This is a genomic window from Klebsiella sp. JN_Kp121, from assembly GCF_040062145.1.
Classification (GTDB): domain Bacteria; phylum Pseudomonadota; class Gammaproteobacteria; order Enterobacterales; family Enterobacteriaceae; genus Klebsiella; species Klebsiella aerogenes.
Map to the genome: position 1 here is coordinate 23,465 of NZ_JBEAHX010000031.1, position 16,731 is coordinate 40,195.

At 56.2% G+C, this 16,731-nt stretch carries 14 protein-coding genes and 4 tRNA genes; 17 read left to right on the forward strand and 1 reads right to left on the reverse strand.

Annotated features, from left to right (window positions below; translation table 11 throughout):
- The first annotated feature begins 158 nt into the window (after positions 1-158).
- From wecA to ABLU86_RS20815, 17 genes are all read left to right on the forward strand, one after another.
- Entirely contained in the window at positions 159-1,262 is a 1,104-nt protein-coding gene (gene wecA / locus ABLU86_RS20735; protein WP_015368885.1) for a UDP-N-acetylglucosamine--undecaprenyl-phosphate N-acetylglucosaminephosphotransferase, read from the forward strand.
- A 13-nt stretch (positions 1,263-1,275) separates the two neighbouring features.
- Positions 1,276-2,322, forward strand: a complete 1,047-nt coding sequence (gene wzzE, locus ABLU86_RS20740) for an ECA polysaccharide chain length modulation protein (protein WP_032715380.1) — start codon at positions 1,276-1,278, stop codon at positions 2,320-2,322.
- 55 nt (positions 2,323-2,377) lie between these two features.
- Complete coding sequence (gene wecB, locus ABLU86_RS20745; RefSeq protein ID WP_015703970.1) at positions 2,378-3,508, forward strand: UDP-N-acetylglucosamine 2-epimerase (non-hydrolyzing); 1,131 nt, start codon at positions 2,378-2,380, stop codon at positions 3,506-3,508.
- On the forward strand, positions 3,505-4,767 hold the full coding sequence (gene wecC / locus ABLU86_RS20750; protein WP_015368882.1) for a UDP-N-acetyl-D-mannosamine dehydrogenase: 1,263 nt from the start codon (positions 3,505-3,507) through the stop codon (positions 4,765-4,767). The genes wecB and wecC overlap by 4 nt, the downstream gene beginning before the upstream one ends.
- Positions 4,764-5,831, forward strand: coding sequence for a dTDP-glucose 4,6-dehydratase (rffG, locus tag ABLU86_RS20755; protein ID WP_126027878.1), 1,068 nt, complete (start codon positions 4,764-4,766; stop codon positions 5,829-5,831). The genes wecC and rffG overlap by 4 nt, the downstream gene beginning before the upstream one ends.
- Before the next feature lie 18 nt (positions 5,832-5,849).
- Positions 5,850-6,731: a glucose-1-phosphate thymidylyltransferase RfbA gene (rfbA, locus tag ABLU86_RS20760; protein WP_015368880.1), complete on the forward strand. Its 882-nt coding sequence runs from the start codon at positions 5,850-5,852 to the stop codon at positions 6,729-6,731.
- Positions 6,709-7,383 (forward strand): dTDP-4-amino-4,6-dideoxy-D-galactose acyltransferase, encoded by a 675-nt coding sequence (gene rffC / locus ABLU86_RS20765; RefSeq protein WP_042894670.1) that lies wholly within the window; start codon positions 6,709-6,711, stop codon positions 7,381-7,383. The genes rfbA and rffC overlap by 23 nt, the downstream gene beginning before the upstream one ends.
- 4 nt (positions 7,384-7,387) lie before the next feature.
- Positions 7,388-8,518, forward strand: a complete 1,131-nt coding sequence (rffA, locus tag ABLU86_RS20770) for a dTDP-4-amino-4,6-dideoxygalactose transaminase (protein ID WP_015368878.1) — start codon at positions 7,388-7,390, stop codon at positions 8,516-8,518.
- Between the two features lies 1 nt (position 8,519).
- Positions 8,520-9,770: a lipid III flippase WzxE gene (gene wzxE / locus ABLU86_RS20775; RefSeq protein WP_015703974.1), complete on the forward strand. Its 1,251-nt coding sequence runs from the start codon at positions 8,520-8,522 to the stop codon at positions 9,768-9,770.
- A complete protein-coding gene (locus ABLU86_RS20780) occupies positions 9,767-10,843 on the forward strand; it encodes a TDP-N-acetylfucosamine:lipid II N-acetylfucosaminyltransferase (protein ID WP_015368876.1) in 1,077 nt (358 codons plus the stop codon). Before wzxE ends, ABLU86_RS20780 begins: the two co-directional genes overlap by 4 nt.
- Positions 10,840-12,186, forward strand: coding sequence for an ECA oligosaccharide polymerase (gene wzyE, locus ABLU86_RS20785; protein WP_015368875.1), 1,347 nt, complete (start codon positions 10,840-10,842; stop codon positions 12,184-12,186). The genes ABLU86_RS20780 and wzyE overlap by 4 nt, the downstream gene beginning before the upstream one ends.
- Positions 12,187-12,197: 11 nt before the next feature.
- Positions 12,198-12,938 carry a lipopolysaccharide N-acetylmannosaminouronosyltransferase gene (wecG, locus tag ABLU86_RS20790; protein WP_015368874.1) on the forward strand — a complete coding sequence of 247 codons (741 nt, stop codon included), beginning with the start codon at positions 12,198-12,200 and terminating at the stop codon, positions 12,936-12,938.
- A gap of 205 nt (positions 12,939-13,143) precedes the next feature.
- Entirely contained in the window at positions 13,144-14,529 is a 1,386-nt protein-coding gene (locus ABLU86_RS20795) for an amino acid permease (protein ID WP_015368873.1), read from the forward strand.
- Positions 14,530-14,631: 102 nt separating this feature from the next.
- A tRNA-Arg gene (locus ABLU86_RS20800) sits at positions 14,632-14,708 on the forward strand.
- A 55-nt stretch (positions 14,709-14,763) separates the two neighbouring features.
- Positions 14,764-14,839 (forward strand) — tRNA-His (locus tag ABLU86_RS20805).
- Positions 14,840-14,861: 22 nt separating this feature from the next.
- Positions 14,862-14,948, forward strand: a tRNA-Leu gene (locus tag ABLU86_RS20810).
- Positions 14,949-14,990: 42 nt separating this feature from the next.
- Positions 14,991-15,067: transfer RNA gene (locus tag ABLU86_RS20815), tRNA-Pro, on the forward strand.
- A gap of 465 nt (positions 15,068-15,532) precedes the next feature.
- Here the strand turns inward: ABLU86_RS20815 and hemY are convergent.
- Complete coding sequence (gene hemY, locus ABLU86_RS20820; RefSeq protein ID WP_348796380.1) at positions 15,533-16,729, reverse strand: protoheme IX biogenesis protein HemY; 1,197 nt, start codon at positions 16,727-16,729, stop codon at positions 15,533-15,535.
- Between the last annotated feature and the right edge of the window lie 2 nt (positions 16,730-16,731).

Consider the following 16,731-nt stretch of genomic DNA (forward strand, 5'->3'; position numbering starts at 1 on the left):
CCAGCGTTGACGTATGATATGCGCGGCGGGTTAAGCAGAAAGGACTTTAACAGTCTAAAATATATACAATAAATTTGTAATGTTCTGCTTTTCCCCTTCAGGAGTGGAGACATCATCGTTATACTCCCCGGATTAACTATGCTGAGAGCACATGTGTTGTGAATTTACTCACTGCTATTACTGAATTAATCAGTGTTTTCTTATTCACGACCCTGTTTATATTTGTTGCCCGTAAAGCAGCGAAAAAAATTGGGTTAGTGGATAAGCCAAACTATCGGAAACGGCATCAAGGTTTGATTCCGTTAGTTGGTGGTATCTCAGTTTATGCCGGTATTTGTTTTACCTTTGCGATTGCCGATTATTATATCCCTCATGCCACGCTGTATCTGGCCTGCGCGGGGGTGCTGGTGTTGGTCGGCGCGTTGGATGACCGATTTGATATCAGCGTAAAAATTCGTGCGGTTATTCAGGCCGCGATAGCCGTTATCATGATGACGGCGGGTAATCTGCATCTCAGCAGCCTCGGCTATATTTTCGGTTCGTGGGAGTTAGTCCTCGGCCCCTTTGGTTTTTTCCTCACGCTTTTCGCCGTTTGGGCGGCAATCAACGCCTTCAATATGGTGGATGGCATTGACGGGTTGCTCGGCGGGCTTTCGTCCGTCTCCTTCGCGGCAACCGGCATCATCTTATGGTTTGATGGCCAGTACAGCCTGGCGATGTGGTGTTTTGCGATGATCGCCGCCATTCTGCCCTATATTTTACTTAATCTTGGCGCGCTTGGACGTCGCTATAAAGTGTTTATGGGTGATGCCGGCAGTACCATGATTGGCTTCACCATTATCTGGATCCTGCTGGAGACGACGCAGGGCAAAACGCATCCCATCAGCCCGGTGACGGCGCTGTGGATTATTGCGATTCCACTGATGGATATGGTGGCGATTATGTATCGCCGCCTGCGAAAGGGGATGAGCCCGTTCTCGCCAGATCGTCAGCATATTCATCATTTGATCATGCGTGCCGGGTTTACTTCCCGGCAGGCCTTTGTCCTGATTACGCTGGCTGCCGCTTTACTGGCGCTGGTCGGCGTAGTGGCGGAATACACCCGTATTGTTCCTGAATGGGTGATGTTAATACTCTTTTTGTTTGCTTTTTTACTTTATGGCTACTGCATTAAGCGCGCATGGAAAGTGGCGCGTCTGGTTAAGCGCATTAGACGCAGAATTCGGCGACACAGCGGCAATAATCCAAATTTAACAAAGTAAAACTGGGGAAGTGATGACTCAACCATTACCGGGAGCACAAGCAGTGAACGTTGAGAACGAACTGGATATTCGCGGGCTGTTTCGCGCCTTATGGGCAGGAAAAGGCTGGATAGTCGGCATCGCCGTGCTGTTCGCGCTGATCGTTCTTATTTATTCCTTTTTTGCTCGCCAGGAGTGGAGCGCGACGGCAATTACCGACCGGCCGACCGTCAATATGCTGGGCGGATACTATTCGCAACAGCAGTTCTTACGTAACCTGGATATCAAAGCCGATCTGGCTTCGGTAGACCAACCTTCCGCCATGGATGAGGCATACAAAGAGTTTATTATGCAACAGGCGTCATGGGATACCCGCCGTGACTTCTGGCTGCAGACCGATTACTACAAGCAGCGCCAGTCAGGCAACTCACGCGCGGATGCCGCGATGCTTGACGATCTGATTAACGATATTCAGTTTATCCCCGGCGACCCGCTGAAAAGCGTCAATGACAGCATCAAGCTGACGGCGGAGACCGCGCCAGATGCCAATAATCTGCTGCGTCAGTATGTCGCTTTCGCCAGCCAACGCGCCGCTGGTCATCTTAATGATGAGCTGAAGGGCGCCTGGGCGGCGCGTACGGTACAGATGAAAGCGCAGGTGAAGCGTCAGGAAGAGGTGGCAAGCGAGATCTACAACCGCCGCGTGCAGAGCGTCGAGCAGGCGTTGAAAATCGCCCAGCAACATAACATTTCCCGCAGCGAGACCGATGTTCCGGCGGAACAGCTGCCGGCCTCCGAACTCTTCTTACTTGGCCGGCCGATGCTGCAGGCGCGCCTCGAAAATCTGCAGGCCGTAGGGCCGGAATACGATCTCGACTATGACCAGAACCGCGCCATGCTGAACACGCTAAACGTTGGCCCGACGCTGGATCCACGTTTTCAGACTTACAGATATTTGCGTACGCCGGAAGAACCTGTAAAACGCGATAGCCCGCGGCGTGTATTTCTGATGATCATGTGGGGGATTGTGGGCGCGCTCATCGGCGCAGGCGTGGCGTTAGCACGTCGTCGTGTCCAGTGAATGGGGCCTGTGATGAAGGCTCCTCGCCATCATCACCTAATCGAAGAGAATCGATGTGAAAGTACTAACTGTATTTGGCACGAGACCAGAAGCCATCAAGATGGCGCCGCTGGTCCATGCGCTGGCAAAGGATCCTCATTTTGAGGCAAAGGTTTGCGTAACCGCGCAGCATCGGGAGATGCTCGATCAGGTGTTGAAACTGTTTTCGATTACGCCGGACTACGATCTGAACATTATGCAGCCGGGTCAGGGATTAACCGAGATCACCTGCCGCATTCTGCAAGGTTTAAAGCCGGTACTGGAGTCGTTTAAGCCGGACGTGGTGCTGGTACATGGCGATACCACGACGACGATGGCGGCCAGCCTGGCGGCGTTTTATCAGCGCATCCCGGTGGGCCACGTGGAAGCGGGCCTGCGTACCGGCGACCTGAACTCGCCGTGGCCGGAAGAGGGTAACCGCACGCTGACCGGGCGTCTGGCAATGTACCATTTCGCCCCGACCGCCACCTCGCGCGATAACCTGCTGCGGGAAAATATTAACGAAGAACGCATTACCGTCACCGGCAATACGGTGATCGATGCGTTGTTCTGGGTTCGCGATCGTGTCCTTGGTGACGAGGCGCTGCGCAATGAACTGATGCAGCGCTACCCGTTCCTCGAAGAGGATAAGAAATTAATTCTGGTGACCGGCCACCGCCGCGAGAGCTTTGGTCTCGGCTTTGAGCACATTTGCCATGCGCTGGCGGATATCGCCAGCCATCACCCTGATGTACAGATTGTTTATCCGGTTCACCTGAACCCGAACGTCAGCGAGCCGGTTAACCGTATTCTCGGCCATGTCGCTAACGTGAAATTAATTGATCCGCAGGATTACCTGCCGTTCGTCTGGCTGATGAATCGCGCGTGGCTGATTCTGACCGATTCCGGCGGGATTCAGGAAGAAGCGCCGTCGCTTGGGAAACCGGTACTGGTGATGCGCGAAATGACGGAGCGCCCGGAGGCGGTCGCCGCAGGCACCGTACGTCTGGTCGGCACCGACAGGCAGCGTATCGTCGATGAAGTCACCCGTCTGCTGCAGGATGATGCCGCCTGGCAGGCAATGAGTCGGGCCCATAACCCTTACGGCGATGGTCAGGCATGCGATCGTATTTTATCCGCTCTTAAAAATAATCAGGTAACGCTATGAGTTTTTCTACCATTTCAGTGATTGGCCTTGGGTACATTGGTCTGCCAACCGCTGCCGCATTTGCTTCCCGGCAACGGCGGGTGGTTGGCGTGGACATCAATCAACACGCCGTTGAGACCATTAACCGTGGTGAGATTCATATCGTCGAGCCGGATTTAGCGAGCGTCGTAAAAACGGCGGTTGAACAGGGATATTTAAGCGCCACCACCGTGCCGGTGGAGTCTGACGCCTACCTGATTGCCGTCCCGACGCCGTTTAAAGGCGGGCATGAGCCAGATATGGCCTTTGTTGAATCCGCCGCTAAATCTATTGCCCCGACCCTGAAGAAAGGGGCGTTAGTGATCCTGGAATCCACCTCGCCGGTCGGTTCGACTGAACAGATGGCCGAGTGGCTGGCGGCGATGCGCCCCGATCTCAGCTTCCCACAGCAGGTGGGCGAGGCGGCTGACGTTAATGTCGCCTACTGTCCGGAGCGCGTACTGCCGGGGCAGGTGATGGTCGAGCTCATCAAAAATGACCGCGTTATTGGTGGTATGTCGCCGGTCTGCTCGGCGCGTGCCAGTGAGCTGTATAAAATTTTCCTTGAAGGCGAATGCGTAGTGACTAACTCGCGCACTGCGGAAATGTGCAAGCTGACGGAAAACAGCTTCCGCGACGTCAACATCGCCTTTGCTAACGAACTATCGCTGATTTGCGCCGACCAGGGGATCAACGTCTGGGAACTGATCCGCCTGGCGAACCGCCATCCGCGCGTCAATATTCTGCAGCCGGGTCCGGGCGTCGGTGGCCACTGTATCGCCGTCGACCCGTGGTTTATCGTGGCGCAAAACCCGCAACAGGCGCGTCTGATTCGCACCGCGCGCGAGGTTAACGACCACAAGCCGGAATGGGTTATCGAACGGGTGAAAGCACAGGTTGCCGAGTGCCTGAATGCCAGCAATAAACGCGCCAGTGAACTGACTATTGCCTGCTTCGGCCTGGCCTTTAAGCCTAACATTGATGATCTACGTGAAAGCCCGGCGATGGAAATTGCCGCGCAGATCGCCCGCTGGCACAGCGGCGTGACGCAGGTGGTTGAGCCCAACATTCACACGCTGCCGAAGAAGCTTGATGGCCTGTGTACGCTGGCGACCCTTGATAATGCGCTGGCGAGCGCCGATGTGCTGGTGATGCTGGTCGATCACAACGAGTTTAAAGCCGTTAGCGGCGATAGCGTTACCCAGGCCTATATCATCGACACCAAAGGAGTGTGGCGGTGAGAACGATTCTGGTCACCGGCGGTGCGGGCTTTATTGGCTCCGCGGTAGTGCGTGAAATCATCCAGCACACCGCCGATCGCATCGTGGTCGTGGATAAGCTGACCTATGCCGGCAATTTGATGTCGCTGGCGCCGGTGGCGCAGGATGCGCGTTTTGCCTTTGAACAGGTGGATATCTGTAACCGAGCCGAGCTGGATCGCATCTTCCAACAGCATCAACCCGATACGGTGATGCATCTGGCGGCGGAAAGCCATGTCGATCGTTCTATTGATGGCCCGGCGGCGTTCATTGAGACCAATATCGTCGGTACCTATACGCTGCTGGAAGCCGCGCGCAGCTGGTGGAATACGCTGGCGGTGGAGCAAAAATCGGCGTTTCGCTTTCATCATATCTCGACGGACGAAGTGTATGGCGATCTGCATGGCAGCGATGATTTCTTTACCGAGACCACGCCTTATGCCCCAAGCAGCCCTTATTCGGCCTCGAAAGCCAGCAGCGACCATCTGGTGCGCGCCTGGCAGCGTACCTACGGCCTGCCGACGCTTATCACTAATTGCTCGAATAACTACGGCCCGTATCACTTCCCGGAGAAGCTGATCCCGTTGATTATTCTCAACGCGCTGGCGGGAAAACCGCTACCGGTTTACGGTAATGGCCAACAAATTCGCGACTGGCTGTACGTCGAGGATCACGCCAGAGCGCTGTATCTGGTAGCGACCCGCGGCGAGCCGGGCGAAACTTACAATATCGGCGGTCATAACGAGCGTAAAAACATCGAGGTGGTGGAAACCATTTGCGAACTGCTCGAAGAGCTGGCGCCGCATAAGCCGCAGGGCGTGGCGCATTATCGCGATCTGATTACCTTCGTCGCTGACCGGCCAGGCCACGATCTGCGTTATGCGATTGACGCGGCGAAGATTGCACGCGAGCTGGGCTGGGCGCCGGATGAGACCTTTACTTCCGGCATGCGCAAAACCGTCCAGTGGTATCTGGCAAATGAGGCATGGTGGCGACAGGTTCAGGACGGTAGCTATCAGGGCGAGCGTCTTGGGCTGCACGGCTAACTGGCCCAGGGGGGCATGATGAAAGGTATTATTCTGGCAGGCGGTTCCGGTACGCGCCTGCATCCCATCACGCGCGGCGTGTCGAAACAGCTATTGCCGATTTACGACAAGCCGATGATTTACTACCCGCTGTCGGTCCTAATGCTGGCCGGGATCCGTGAAATCCTTATCATCACCACGCCGGAAGATCAGCGCGATTTCCAACGCCTGCTCGGCGATGGTTCCGAGTTTGGTATCCAATTGCACTATGCCGTTCAGCCGACGCCGGATGGTTTAGCCCAGGCGTTTATCATCGGGGAAGCGTTTCTCAACGGCGAACCGGCGTGCCTGGTGTTGGGCGATAATATCTTCTTTGGCCAGAGCTTTAGCCCTAAGCTGCGTAGCGTCGCAACCCGCACCGAAGGGGCGACGGTATTTGGCTATCAGGTGATGGATCCTGAGCGCTTCGGCGTGGTGGAGTTTGATGACAACTTCCGCGCCTTGTCGCTGGAGGAAAAGCCGAAACAACCGAAGTCGAACTGGGCGGTCACCGGGCTTTATTTCTACGATGGAAAAGTGGCCGAGTACGCTAAACGGGTCAAACCGTCCGAGCGCGGCGAGCTGGAAATTACCTCCATCAACCAGATGTATCTTGAGGATGGCGCGTTAACCGTCGAGCTGCTTGGGCGCGGCTTTGCGTGGCTGGATACCGGCACGCACGATAGTCTGATTGAAGCCAGCATGTTTGTGCAGACGGTAGAAAAGCGGCAGGGCTTTAAAATCGCCTGTCTGGAAGAAATTGCCTGGCGTAACGGCTGGCTTGACGATGACGGCGTCAAACGCGCCGCGAAGCGGCTGGAAAAAACCGGCTATGGCCAATACTTGCTGGATCTCCTCCGTGCCCGCCCGCGCCAGTATTGAAGCGCTGGAGTGGGAAAACCGCTTCTTCGCCGTTAATAGCGGTATCGTTCGCTTTGACGAGCGCGCGCCGCAGCTCACCGCTGAAACCCTGGCGGGATGGTCGCGAGTGCAGGCGAAAGTCGCTGCCAGCGACACCGCCCGGCTGGATGCGCTACAGGAGATCGGTTTTCAACTGGTGGAAGGCGAGGTCGATCTGGCGTTGCCGGTAGGCGAGCCGGCTGATGCCGGCGCCGAATGGGCCGTTGAAGGCGATATTGCGCGACTGCGCGAACTGGCGGCGCAGGCCTTTGCTATGAGCCGTTTTCGCGCTCCCTGGTACGCCGCTGATGCCAGCGGCCGATTCTACGCGCAATGGATTGAAAACGCGGTGCTGGGGACCTTTGACCACCAGTGTCTGCTATTTCGCGCGTCCGATGGCGACATCCGCGCATTTGTTTCTTTGCGTCAGCTCAACGACACCGACGCGCGTATCGGCCTGCTGGCCGGGCGCGGCGCTGGCGCCGAGCTTATGCAGGCGGCGCGCCACTGGGCGGCGCAACGCGGGCTTTCTACACTGCGGGTGGCGACCCAGATGGGCAACACCGCCGCGCTTAAACGTTATATTCTCAGCGGTGCGAATGTGGAAAGCACCGCGTACTGGTTATACAGGTGACACGATGATTCCATTTAACGCACCGCCGGTGGTGGGGACTGAGCTCGATTACATGCAATCGGCGATGAACAGCGGCAAGCTTTGCGGTGACGGCGGTTTTACCCGTCGCTGCCAGCAGTGGTTTGAACAGCGCTTCGGCACCGCCAAAGCGCTGCTGACGCCATCCTGCACCGCGTCGCTGGAGATGGCGGCGCTGCTGCTGGATATTCAGCCTGGCGATGAAGTCATCATGCCCAGCTATACCTTTGTTTCCACCGCCAATGCCTTTGTGCTGCGCGGGGCGAAAATCGTCTTCGTCGATATCCGTCGCGATACGATGAATATTGATGAATCGCTGATAGAAGCCGCAATCACTGATAAAACCCGGGCGATCGTGCCGGTGCATTATGCGGGCGTGGCCTGTGAAATGGACACCATCATGGCGCTCGCCGCCAAATATAATCTGTACGTGGTGGAAGACGCCGCGCAGGGCGTGATGTCCACCTATAAGGGGCGCGCGCTGGGCACCATCGGCCATATTGGCTGCTTTAGCTTCCATGAGACGAAAAACTACACCGCCGGTGGTGAAGGCGGTGCAACGCTTATCAACGATCGTAAACTGGTGGAACGCGCGGAAATCATTCGCGAAAAGGGCACTAACCGTAGCCAGTTCTTCCGCGGTCTGGTGGATAAGTACACCTGGCGCGATATCGGTTCCAGCTATTTGATGTCCGATCTGCAGGCCGCCTATCTTTGGGCGCAGCTGGAAGCCGCTGAGCGGATTAACCAACAGCGCCTGACGCTGTGGCAAACTTATTATGACGCGCTGCTGCCGCTGGCGCGCGCGGGCCGGATCGATCTGCCGGCGGTGCCGGCGGATTGCGGGCAAAACGCGCATATGTTTTACATTAAGCTGCGGGATAACGATGACCGCGCGGCGCTGATTAACTGGCTGAAAGAGGCAGAAATTCTGGCGGTGTTCCACTATATTCCGCTCCATAGCTGCCCGGCTGGCGAACAGTTCGGCGAGTTCTGCGGCGAAGATCGTTATACCACCCAGGAGAGCGAACGCCTGCTGCGTTTGCCGCTGTTCTACAACCTGTCTGCGGTAAACCAACGGACGGTGATTAATTCACTGCTGAGCTACTTCTCCTGATATGTCGTTGGCAAAAGCATCACTGTGGACCGCGGCGTCCACCTTAGTCAAAATAGGCGCCGGTCTGCTGGTGGTAAAGCTGCTGGCGGTCTCATTTGGCCCGGCGGGCGTAGGCCAGGCCGGTAACTTCCGGCAACTGGTCACCGTTCTGGGCGTCCTGGCGGGCGCCGGGATTTTTAATGGTGTCACTAAGCTGGTTGCCCAACATCACGACGATCCGCTACGCCTGAAGCAGGTGGTTGGAACCTCGTCATCAATGGTGCTCGGTTTTTCCACCCTGCTGGCGCTGGTCTTTTTGCTGGCGGCGGCGCCCATAAGCCAGGCGCTGTTCGGCCATTCGCACTATCAGAATCTGGTACGTCTGGTGGCGCTGGTGCAGATGGGAATTGCGTGGGCCAACTATCTGCTGGCGCTGATGAAAGGTTTTCGTGATGCGGCGGGTAACGCTTTTTCGCTGATTGCCGGGAGTCTGATTGGCGTGGCGGCCTACTACGCCTGTTACTACTTCGGTGGTTATCAGGGGGCGCTGTTAGGGCTGGCCTTAGTTCCCGCGCTGGTGGTGGTTCCGGCCGCCATTATGCTTTGGCGGCGCGGCGCGATCCCGCTGAACGCGCTACGTCCGCGTTGGGATAACGGGCTTGCGGGGCAGCTATCGAAATTTACCCTGATGGCGTTGATTACCTCGGTGACGCTGCCGGTGGCCTATGTGATGATGCGTAATCTGCTGGCGGCGCATTACGGCTGGGAGGCGGTCGGCATCTGGCAGGGGGTGAGCAGTATCTCGGATGCCTACCTGCAGTTTATTACCGCTTCCTTTAGCGTGTATCTGCTGCCGACGTTGTCGCGGTTGAGCGCCAAAACGGACATCACGCGTGAGATAGTGAAGTCGTTGAAATTCGTCCTGCCGGCGGTGGCGGCGGCAAGCCTGACGGTCTGGCTGCTGCGCGATTTTGCTATCTGGTTACTGTTTTCCGCGCGCTTCACCGCGATGCGCGACCTGTTCGCCTGGCAGTTGGTGGGCGATGTTTTAAAAGTTGGCGCTTACGTCTACGGCTATCTGGTGATCGCCAAAGCGTCATTGCGCTTTTATATTCTGACGGAAATCAGCCAGTTCACGCTGCTGACCGCATTTTCACACTGGCTTATTCCGGCGCACGGCGCACTTGGCGCGGCGCAGGCGTATATGGCCACTTATATTGTTTATTTCGCCCTTTGTAGTGGCGTGTTTTTACTCTGGCGTAAACGGGCATGACAGCACTGATACACGTACTGGGATCGGATATCCCGCACCACAACCAGACCGTATTGCGGTTCTTTAACGACGAACTGGCCGCCGACGCGCGGGCCAGGACGTTTATGGTCGTGGGTGATGCGACAGGTATGCGCGAGGCGTATCCGGCGCTGGAAATTACCTGCTATCCGGGTAAGAAATCGCTGGCGCAGGCGGTGATTGCCAAAGCGAAAGCCGATCGCCAGCAGCGCTTTTTTTTCCACGGCCAGTTTAATACCGGTCTGTGGCTGGCGTTGTTGAGCGGCGGGATCCGCCCGTCGCAATTTAACTGGCATATCTGGGGCGCGGATCTGTATGAAAACTCAGCCAGCCTGAAATTCCGTCTGTTTTATCCTCTGCGCCGCATGGCGCAAGGGCGGGTAGGACGCGTTTTCGCCACCCGCGGCGATCTCAGCTGGTTTGCTAACCGCCATCCGCGAGTGCCGGGCGAACTGCTGTACTTCCCGACGCGTATGGATCCGTCGCTAAATTCCCTTGCCGATACCGCCCCGCGCGGTGACACGCTGACCATACTGGTGGGGAACTCCGGCGATCGTAGTAATGAGCATATTGCGGCGCTAAGGGCGATTCATCAGCAATTTGGCGATACGGTGAATGTCATCGTGCCGATGGGTTATCCGGCCAACAATGAAGCCTACATTGATGAAGTGCGTCAGACGGGAGCGGCACTGTTTAGTCGCGAGCATCTGCAGATCCTTAGCGAGAAGCTTGAGTTTGATGATTATCTGGCGCTGCTGCGCCGCTGCGATCTGGGTTATTTCCTGTTTGCGCGCCAGCAGGGTATCGGCACGCTGTGCCTGCTGATTCAGGCGGGTATTCCCTGCGTGCTCAATCGCGAAAATCCGTTCTGGCAGGATATGACCGAACAACAGATCCCGGTGCTGTTTACCACCGATACCCTGGACGCCAACGTGGTGCGCGAAGCACAGCGTCAGTTAGCGAGCGTTGATAAAACGCAAATCGCCTTCTTCCGCCCGAACTATCTGGCGGGCTGGCAGCGGGCGCTACAGCTGGCAGCGGAGGCGCGGGTATGACGTTAATGCAATTTAGCGGGCTGTTGGTGGTCTGGCTGCTGTCGACGCTGTTTATCGCCACCGCCACCTGGTTTGAGTTCCGCCGCGTGCGCTTTAACTTCAACGTCTTTTTCTCGTTGTTGTTCCTGCTCACCTTTTTCTTCGGCTTCCCGTTAACCAGTATCCTGGTATTCCGCTTTGACGTCAGCGTGGCGCCGCCGGAGATTTTGCTGCAGACGCTGCTGGTTGCGGTGTGCTTCTATGCCATCTACTACGTGACCTACAAAACGCGATTGCGTCCGGCATCGCGCGATGTTCCACGTCGTCCGCTGTTTACCATGAACCGGGTTGAAACCCATCTGGCCTGGGGGATTTTGATGGGGCTGGCGCTGCTGTGCGTCGGTATCTTCTTCGCCCACAACGGTTTCCTGCTATTTAAGCTCAATTCATACAGCCAGATATTCTCCGCGGAAGTGTCCGGTGTGGCGTTGAAGCGCTTCTTCTACTTCTTTATTCCGGCGATGCTGGTGATCTATTTCCTGCGTCAGGATTACAAGGCGTGGATTTTCTTCCTGGTGAGCACCGTCGCCTTTGGTCTGCTGACCTACGCGATCGTCGGCGGTACCCGCGCCAACATCATTATCGCTTTCGCTATCTTCCTGTTTATCGGCATTATTCGCGGCTGGATCAGCCTGTGGATGCTGGCGGCGGCGGGCGTGCTGGGTATTGTCGGCATGTTCTGGCTGGCGTTGAAGCGCTATGGGATGAACGTTAGCGGCGATGAAGCGTTTTATACATTCCTCTATCTCACGCGCGATACCTTCTCGCCGTGGGAGAACCTGGCGCTGCTGCTGCAGAACTACGACAAGATTGAGTTCCAGGGGCTGGCACCGATGATCCGCGACTTCTACGTCTTTATCCCCAGCTGGATGTGGCACGGTCGCCCGACAATGGTGCTGAATACCGCCAATTACTTCACCTGGGAAGTGTTAAATAACCATTCGGGGCTGGCGATATCGCCGACGCTGATTGGTTCGCTGGTGGTGATGGGCGGCGTATGGTTCGTACCGCTGGGCGCCGTCGCGGTAGGGCTCATCATTAAATGGTTCGACTGGCTGTACGAACTGGGCAACCGGGAGAGCAATCGCTACAAAGCGGCTATCCTGCACAGTTTCTGTTTCGGCGCTATCTTCAACATGATAGTGCTGGCGCGCGAAGGGTTGGATTCGTTCGGCTCCCGCGTGGTGTTTTTCCTCGTGATCTTTGGTATCTGCTTGTTAGCGGCGAAACTGCTGTACTGGCTCCTGGACAGCGCAGGATTGATTCATAAGCGGGTGAAGCCGCTTTCGCAACCGCAGGTCTGATAAGGATGAACATGACTGATAACACTTCCGCGCCGCAGTATGCGCTGCGAGGGCTGCAGCTGATTGGCTGGCGCGACATGCAGCATGCGCTCAACTATCTCTTCGCCGACGGCGAGCTGCGTCAGGGTACGTTGGTTGCGATCAACGCCGAAAAGATGCTGGCGGTAGAAGATAACCCGGAAGTGCGTGCGCTGATTGAGGCCGCCGAGTTTAAATATGCCGACGGCATCAGCGTCGTGCGCTCATTACGTAAAAAATATCCGCAGGCTGAGGTGTCGCGCGTTGCCGGTGCCGATCTGTGGGAAGCGCTGATGGAGCGGGCTGGCGCTCAGGGAACGCCGGTGTTCCTGATCGGCGGCAAGCCCGAGGTGCTGGCGGAGACGCAAGCGAAGCTGCGTGAGCGCTGGAAGGTCAATATCGTCGGCAGTCAGGACGGCTATTTTTCCGCCGATCAGCGTCAGCAGCTGTTTGAGCGGGTGCGCGACAGCGGGGCGAAAATTGTCACCGTCGCGATGGGATCGCCGCGCCAGGAAATTCTAATGCGCGACTGTCGGCTGGTGTATCCCGCCGCGCTGTATATGGGCGTTGGCGGCACTTATGACGTCTTTACCGGCCACGTTCACCGGGCGCCAAAATTCTGGCAGAACCTGGGGCTGGAGTGGTTCTATCGCCTGCTCCTGCAACCGAGCCGCATCAAAAGACAGTTCCGTTTACTGCGCTATTTACGTTGGCATTATTCCGGCAAGCTCTGATATTCCACTGCAACCAGGCGAGATTGCATACATATTCTGTGTAATCTCTTCACTCGCCTGATACTTTATTTGCCATTTCCGTAAAATTAATTAACCATTCGCATGCTTCAAACGCGTGGGGGAGACCTGCGCGCCGGCAAGGCTATGGTTTCAATTAATAACAATAACCGGGAGTACCCGGAGTACAGCAAACACAAGAGGCTTTATGACTGAGAAAAAAGCGGAACTCCAGCGTGGACTGGAGGCCCGGCATATTGAGCTAATCGCGCTAGGCGGGACGATTGGCGTAGGGTTATTCATGGGCGCGGCAAGTACGCTGAAGTGGGCCGGTCCATCCGTCCTGCTGGCGTATATTATCGCCGGTTTATTTGTCTTCTTTATCATGCGTTCGATGGGCGAAATGTTGTTCCTCGAACCGGTAACCGGCTCATTCGCCGTTTACGCGCACCGTTATATGAGCCCGTTCTTCGGCTATCTCACAGCCTGGTCATACTGGTTTATGTGGATGGCGGTGGGAATATCAGAGATCACCGCCATCGGGGTATACGTCCAGTTCTGGTTCCCGGAGATGGCGCAGTGGATCCCGGCGCTAATTGCCGTTGGGTTGGTAGCACTAGCGAATCTGGCGGCAGTGCGTCTGTACGGCGAGATCGAGTTCTGGTTTGCGATGATTAAAGTCACCACCATTATCGTGATGATAGTCATTGGCCTGGGCGTCATCTTCTTTGGCTTCGGCAACGGCGGACAGTCGATCGGTTTTGGCAACCTGACCGAGCACGGTGGCTTCTTCGCCGGCGGCTGGAAAGGCTTCCTGACGGCGCTGTGTATTGTCGTCGCCTCTTATCAGGGCGTTGAACTTATCGGTATCACCGCCGGGGAAGCGAAAAACCCGCAGGTCACGTTGCGTAGCGCGGTAGGCAAGGTACTGTGGCGTATCCTGATTTTCTACGTGGGGGCGATTTTCGTTATCGTGACTATCTTCCCGTGGAACCAGATTGGATCGACCGGTAGCCCATTCGTTCTCACTTTCGCCAAAATCGGCATTACCGCGGCGGCGGGGATTATCAACTTCGTGGTGCTGACCGCAGCGCTGTCGGGCTGTAACAGCGGGATGTATAGCTGTGGGCGTATGCTGTACGCACTGGCGCGCAACCGTCAGCTACCGGCGGCAATGGCCAAAGTATCGCGTCAGGGCGTGCCGGTGGCGGGCGTCGCGCTGTCGATCGTGATTCTGCTAATCGGTTCGTGCCTGAACTACATTATTCCTAACCCGCAGCGCGTGTTTGTCTATGTCTATAGCGCCAGCGTGTTGCCGGGGATGGTGCCGTGGTTTGTGATCCTGATTAGCCAGCTGCGTTTTCGCCGCGAGCATCAGCAGGCGATGGCCAGCCATCCGTTCCGTTCATTGTTGTTCCCGTGGGCAAACTATTTGACGATGGCTTTCCTCGTTTGTGTGCTGATCGGCATGGGAATTAACGATGAAACCCGGATGTCGCTCTTTGTCGGAATGATTTTCCTCGCCGCGGTGACCCTTATTTATAAGGTTTTCGGCCTCGGCAAGCGGGGAAATCTCGATAAAACGGCGGAATAAGCGCCAAAGCGCACAAACTGTGAGCAAATAGAAATTTTATTTAAAAAGGCACTAGACAGGGGGGGGGGAAGTCCGTATTATCCACCCCCGCAACGGCGCTAAGCGCCCGTAGCTCAGCTGGATAGAGCGCTGCCCTCCGGAGGCAGAGGTCTCAGGTTCGAATCCTGTCGGGCGCACCATTTACCCGGTGCTGGAGCTGCGGTGGTTTTAATACCGCGTAAAAGAATTGTTGTGGTGGCTATAGCTCAGTTGGTAGAGCCCTGGATTGTGATTCCAGTTGTCGTGGGTTCGAATCCCATTAGCCACCCCATTATTTGATAGAGTTGTGAATTGCGAAGGTGGCGGAATTGGTAGACGCGCTAGCTTCAGGTGTTAGTGTTCTTACGGACGTGGGGGTTCAAGTCCCCCCCCTCGCACCACGACTTTAAAGAATTGAACTAAAAATTCAAAAAGCAGTATTTCGGCGAGTAGCGCAGCTTGGTAGCGCAACTGGTTTGGGACCAGTGGGTCGGAGGTTCGAATCCTCTCTCGCCGACCAATTTTGAACCCCGCTACGGCGGGGTTTTTTGTTTTCCGATTTTCTTCAGGCGCCTTTTATCCCGCTGATCTTCCTCGTAAAAAATCGTTTCTATCTCTGCGAATTATTGTCCCGGAATTGTCCCAAATGATTGCTGCGATAGATGCAATCTCCCAGGATCCTGTGCGATAATAACCGGGTAGATGCTCATTCCATCTCTTATGTTCGCCTTCGTGCCTCATAAACTCGGGAATGATGCAGAGCCGTACTTACGGTGCTTATCGTCCACTGATAGATGTCGCATTTTATGTCTCATCAAACACCATGGACATAACGTTGAGTGAAGCACCCAATTTGTTGTCAAACAGACCTGTTTTAACGCCTGCCCTGATTTCAGCGCAGGCGTTTTTTTCTTTCAGGGGTAGGCTATTTTTTCGCGAGAGAAGGGCGCTATCGCCCCATACGAGGCGATAGCGTTATCGTGAATTACTGCTGAGGGTTATTGTGTAGCGTCAACAGCAGGCCGTCACGACGCATGGTCGCCGCTTCTTCCGGCTGGTGCAAGCGGTCCAGCGCATCGGCAAGCCACGCGTAATCAAAGGCATCCGGGCGCTGCTTAAGCGCGGCGCGGAAGGCGATACTGGCCTCCTGCCATTCACCGTGACGCATCAGCGACTGGCCCAGAGTGCTCCACAGCAGCGGACGGTCGCCGACGGCTTTGATCTGCTGGCGTAGCACTTTCTCCAGTTGCTCCGGATTATTGGTCTTCAGCCGTGGGATCGGCATGACCAGGCGGTCGTCGTACTGTTTCTTCAGACCATCGATAATAATCTGCTGTGCGGTATCGTGATCGTCGCTTTCGATCAGGCGTTCGGCCATTGCCACCTGCAGCGGTATCAGCGCGCGCGTTTTACGGCTCTGGTTGCGCCACCATTCGCGTAGCCCTTCGCTACCGCCGTCGGCCAGCGCTTTATCCATCAGTCCAATCCACGCCAGCTGTTCCAACGCGGCGCGGTGCTCTTCATCCACCACGTTGGCTTTCGCCATAGACGGAATGATGTCCAGCAGCGAATTCCACGCGCCGGTGCGGGTATAGGCCTGCTCGGCGAGACGCAGTACCTCCGGATGACGCGGGGTCACTTCCAGCAGCTTATCGATACCGTGACGGGCGGCGTGGTTTTCATTCCGCGCCAACTGTAGGCGCACGCGGGTGATTTCGACCGGGATCAGATCGTCGCCAGCCAGTTCGGCGGCACGCTCAAGATGCTGATTGGCGCGAGCTTCATCGCCGCGCTGTTGGGCAGCTTCCGCCGCTAACAGATAGTTCACGACCGGTTGTTCGGCGTGATCGGCATTTTTCGCCATCAGCTTTTCAACCTGTTGGTAATCGCCTTCCGCCAGTTTCAGCAGCGCTTGCTCGGTTTGCTTACGCGCGCGGCGGCGCTTACGCCCGACGAACCAGCCGCGAGTGTGCGCGCCGGTACGGAAAATGCGGCGCAGAAGCCACTCGATAGCAAACAGCACCACCATTGCGAGGATCAGGATGATCACAAGACCTGTCACGCTGGTTTCGATATTGTAGTTATCGGTCTGGATCAGAACATAGCCCTGATGGCCCGCGATCATCGGCCCAACGACGATCCCGGCGATCAGCAGTGCGAAAAGCAGGAGAATTTTCAGCATCG

Coding starts and splice junctions, on each gene's coding strand:
- hemY (WP_348796380.1), bottom strand. CDS start 16,729: ATGCTGAAAATTCTCCTGCTTTTCGCACTGCTGATCGCCGGGATCGTC.
- wzzE (WP_032715380.1), top strand. CDS start 1,276: ATGACTCAACCATTACCGGGAGCACAAGCAGTGAACGTTGAGAACGAA.
- rffA (WP_015368878.1), top strand. CDS start 7,388: ATGATTCCATTTAACGCACCGCCGGTGGTGGGGACTGAGCTCGATTAC.
- wzxE (WP_015703974.1), top strand. CDS start 8,520: ATGTCGTTGGCAAAAGCATCACTGTGGACCGCGGCGTCCACCTTAGTC.
- wecC (WP_015368882.1), top strand. CDS start 3,505: ATGAGTTTTTCTACCATTTCAGTGATTGGCCTTGGGTACATTGGTCTG.
- ABLU86_RS20795 (WP_015368873.1), top strand. CDS start 13,144: ATGACTGAGAAAAAAGCGGAACTCCAGCGTGGACTGGAGGCCCGGCAT.
- wzyE (WP_015368875.1), top strand. CDS start 10,840: ATGACGTTAATGCAATTTAGCGGGCTGTTGGTGGTCTGGCTGCTGTCG.
- rfbA (WP_015368880.1), top strand. CDS start 5,850: ATGAAAGGTATTATTCTGGCAGGCGGTTCCGGTACGCGCCTGCATCCC.
- wecG (WP_015368874.1), top strand. CDS start 12,198: ATGACTGATAACACTTCCGCGCCGCAGTATGCGCTGCGAGGGCTGCAG.
- ABLU86_RS20780 (WP_015368876.1), top strand. CDS start 9,767: ATGACAGCACTGATACACGTACTGGGATCGGATATCCCGCACCACAAC.